The organism is Pseudomonas sp. NPDC087690 (assembly GCF_044743175.1).
Taxonomy (GTDB): domain Bacteria; phylum Pseudomonadota; class Gammaproteobacteria; order Pseudomonadales; family Pseudomonadaceae; genus Aquipseudomonas.
Genome location: NZ_JBIUVX010000089.1, coordinates 940 through 4768, shown reverse-complemented (window position 1 = coordinate 4768; position 3829 = coordinate 940). Strand labels below are relative to the sequence as shown.

Genomic DNA, 3829 nt, shown 5'->3' with positions numbered 1-3829 from the left:
CCACACCGAGGTCGGTGCCGCCAGCGTAATCCTTGTAGAAACGCACGCAGCGGTAGCAAGCGATGCAGCGGTTCATTTCGTGGGAAATGAACGGGCCCAGTTGCTGGTTCTGGTGGGTGCGTTTGGTGAAGCGATAACGGCGCTCGTTGTGGCCGGTCATCACGGTCATGTCTTGCAGGTGGCAATGACCGCCTTCTTCGCACACAGGGCAGTCGTGCGGGTGGTTGGTCATCAGCCATTCGACAACACTGGCGCGGAACGCCTTGGATTCTTCATCTTCGATGGAGATCCAGGTGTTGTCGGTGGCAGGGGTCATGCAGGACATGACGATGCGACCACGGGTGTCGTTCTCGTCGGTGTACTGCTTGACCGCACACTGGCGGCAAGCCCCGACGCTACCGAGCGCGGGGTGCCAGCAGAAATATGGAATGTCGAGGCCCAGCGACAGACATGCCTGTAACAGGTTGTCTGCCCCGTCGACTTCGAGCGCTTTGCCGTCTACGTGGATAGTGGCCATGGTTCAAAGGTCTTCGTTGGCCCGGTGTCAGCGGGCGTGGCTAATGGAATCTTGTTATCCGTGCGAATCAAACCAGCCTCGAAAGGCGTCATCGCAGGAGGTGAAAGGCCCAGGCCCTTCACCTGTTAAGCGTTTACGCGCCGATTACGATCGGCCTTGCCAGAGGCGGGACGGCGGCGCTGACTGGCGCGATACCGGCTTCGAACTCTGGACGGAAGTATTTGATGGCACTGCCCAACGGTTCCACGGCACCCGGTGCGTGAGCACAGAAGGTCTTGCCCGGGCCGAGGAAGTTGACCAGACCCAGCAGGGTCTCGATGTCGCCTGGCTGACCGCGGCCTTGTTCGATGGCCATCAGCAGCTTGACGCTCCATGGCAAACCATCGCGGCACGGGGTGCAGAAACCGCACGACTCACGGGCAAAGAACTGCTCCATGTTGCGCAGCAACGAGACCATGTTGACGCTGTCGTCCACCGCCATGGCCAGGCCGGTACCCATACGGGTGCCCACTTTGGCGATGCCGCCGGCGTACATTTGCGCGTCGAGGTGTTCTGGCAGGAGGAAGCCGGTACCGGCGCCACCTGGCTGCCAGGCCTTGAGTTTGAAACCGTCGCGCATGCCGCCGGCGTAGTCTTCGAACAACTCGCGTCCGGTGACGCCGAATGGCAGTTCCCACAGGCCGGGGTTTTTCACTTTGCCGGAGAAGCCCATGAGCTTGGTGCCCATGTCTTCGCTGCCTTCGCGGGCCAACGATTTGTACCAGTCAACGCCGTCGGCAATGATCGCCGGCACGTTGCACAGGGTTTCCACGTTGTTCACGCAGGTCGGTTTGCCCCACACGCCAACAGCGGCAGGGAAGGGCGGCTTGGAGCGCGGGTTGGCGCGGCGGCCTTCGAGGGAGTTGATCAGTGCAGTTTCTTCACCGCAGATGTAACGCCCGGCGCCGGTGTGGACGAACAGCTCGAAATCGAAACCGCTGCCGAGAATGTTTTTACCCAGCAGGCCCGCAGCCTTGGCTTCTTCCACAGCACGGTTGAGGTGCTTGGCGGCGGTGGTGTACTCGCCACGCAGGAAGATATAGCCACGGTAGGTTTTCAGCGCGCGGGCACTGATCAGCATGCCTTCGATCAGCAGATGGGGCAGTTGCTCCATCAGCATGCGGTCTTTCCAGGTGTTCGGCTCCATTTCATCCGCGTTGCACAGCAGGTAGCGGATGTTGATGGATTCGTCTTTGGGCATCAGGCCCCACTTCACGCCCGTGGGGAAGCCTGCGCCGCCGCGACCTTTCAAGCCTGCATCTTTCACGGTCTGGACGATGGCGTCCTGATCCATGTCGGCGAAGGCTTTGCGTGCAGCGGCGTAACCGTTCTTGGCCTGGTACTCGTCGAGCCACACGGCTTCGCCGTCATCGCGCAGACGCCAGGTCAGCGGGTGAGTCTCGGCCGAACGCTGAATGCGGTTGGCAGGACCGAAAGATGTCAGGGTCATACGTAGCCCTCGAGCAGTTTGGCGACGCCAGCAGGCTGCACATCACCAAAGGTGTCGTCGTCGATCATCAGCGCCGGTGCCTTGTCGCAGTTGCCGAGGCAGCAGACAGGCAGCAGGGTGAAACGACCGTCGGTGGTGGTCTGACCCAGGCCGATGCCCAGATTGTTCTGGATTTCGCTGACCACCGACTCGTGGCCGCCGATGTAGCAGACCATGCTGTCGCAGACGCGAATGATGTGACGGCCAACCGGCTGACGGAAAATCTGGCTATAGAACGTCGCCACACCTTCAACGTCGCTGGCGGGGATGCCGAGAATCTCGCCGATCGCGTACAGGGCGCCATCCGGCACCCAGCCGCGTTCTTTCTGAACGATCTTCAGGGCTTCGATCGACGCCGCGCGCGGGTCTTCGTAGTGATGCAGCTCGTGCTCGATGGCCGAGCGCTCGGTTTCACTGAGGGTGAAACGGTCTGTCTGGATAAGCGTGCTGTTCATGCTTAGCGGTCCACGTCGGCCATAACGAAGTCGATACTACCCAGGTACGCAATCAAGTCCGCGACCATGCTGCCTTTGATCACCGAAGGGATCTGTTGCAGATGCGGGAAGCTTGGAGTGCGGATCCGGGTACGGTAGCTCATGGTGCCGCCGTCGCTCGTCAGGTAATAACTGTTGATGCCCTTGGTCGCTTCGATCATCTGGAAGGATTCGTTGGCCGGCATCACCGGGCCCCACGAAACTTGCAGGAAGTGCGTGATCAAGGTTTCGATGTGCTGCAGCGTGCGCTCTTTCGGCGGCGGCGTGGTCAGCGGGTGATCCGCCTTGTACGGGCCTTCCGGCATATTGCGCATGCACTGGTCGATGATCTTGATGCTCTGGCGCATCTCTTCGACGCGAACCATGCAGCGGTCGTAGGCATCGCCGTTGGCGGCCAGCGGTACTTCGAACTCGAAGTTCTCGTAGCCGGAGTACGGACGCGCTTTACGCAGGTCGAAATCGCAACCGGTCGAACGCAGGCCGGCACCGGTGACGCCCCATTCCAGGGCTTCTTTGGTGTTGTACTGGGCGACGCCGATGGTACGACCCTTGAGGATGCTGTTCTGCAGGGCAGCCTTGGTGTATTCGTCGAGGCGTTTTGGCAGCCATTCAACGAAGTCTTTCACCAGTTTTTCCCAACCGCGCGGCAGGTCGTGGGCAACGCCACCGATGCGGTACCAGGCCGGGTGCAGACGGAAACCGGTAATGGCTTCGATCACCGTGTACGCCTTCTGGCGGTCGGTGAAGGTGAAGAACACCGGCGTCATCGCACCAACGTCCTGGATGTAAGTACCCAGGAACAGCAGGTGGCTGGTGATCCGGAAGAACTCGGCCATCATGATGCGGATGACGTCGACCTTCTCGGGCACCTTGATGCCGGCCAGCTTCTCGACAGAGAGCACGTACGGCAGGTTGTTCATCACGCCGCCGAGGTAATCGATACGGTCGGTGTACGGGATGAAACTGTGCCAGGACTGACGCTCGGCCATCTTCTCGGCACCACGGTGGTGGTAACCGATGTCCGGTACGCAGTCGACGATCTCTTCGCCGTCCAGTTGCAGAATGATGCGGAACGCACCGTGCGCCGAAGGGTGGTTCGGGCCGAGGTTGAGGAACATGTAGTCCTCGTTCGTCCCGGAGCGTTTCATGCCCCAGTCTTCAGGACGGAAGCGCGCGGCTTCTTCCTCAAGCTGTTGCTTGGCGAGGTTGAGGCTGTACGGATCGAATTCGGTCGCACGCGCCGGGAAGTCCTTGCGCAGCGGGTGACCTTCCCAGGTCGGCGGCATCATG

The 3829-nt window shown here is 60.8% G+C and carries 4 protein-coding genes; all 4 read right to left on the bottom strand.

Going from position 1 to position 3829, the window contains the following annotated elements; genetic code table 11:
- Positions 1 to 517, bottom strand: a 517-nt coding sequence (locus tag ACIPIZ_RS29390) for a 2Fe-2S iron-sulfur cluster-binding protein (protein ID WP_401169009.1), incomplete at its 3' end; no start/stop codon positions are given.
- A gap of 133 nt (positions 518 to 650) precedes the next feature.
- Positions 651 to 2006 (bottom strand): NADH-quinone oxidoreductase subunit NuoF, encoded by a 1356-nt coding sequence (gene nuoF, locus ACIPIZ_RS29385; RefSeq protein ID WP_007920184.1) that lies wholly within the window; start codon positions 2004 to 2006, stop codon positions 651 to 653.
- Positions 2003 to 2500: an NADH-quinone oxidoreductase subunit NuoE gene (gene nuoE / locus ACIPIZ_RS29380; protein WP_007920186.1), complete on the bottom strand. Its 498-nt coding sequence runs from the start codon at positions 2498 to 2500 to the stop codon at positions 2003 to 2005. Before nuoE ends, nuoF begins: the two co-directional genes overlap by 4 nt.
- A gap of 2 nt (positions 2501 to 2502) precedes the next feature.
- On the bottom strand, positions 2503 to 3829 hold a 1327-nt coding region (nuoC, locus tag ACIPIZ_RS29375), incomplete at its 5' end, for an NADH-quinone oxidoreductase subunit C/D (RefSeq protein ID WP_401169006.1).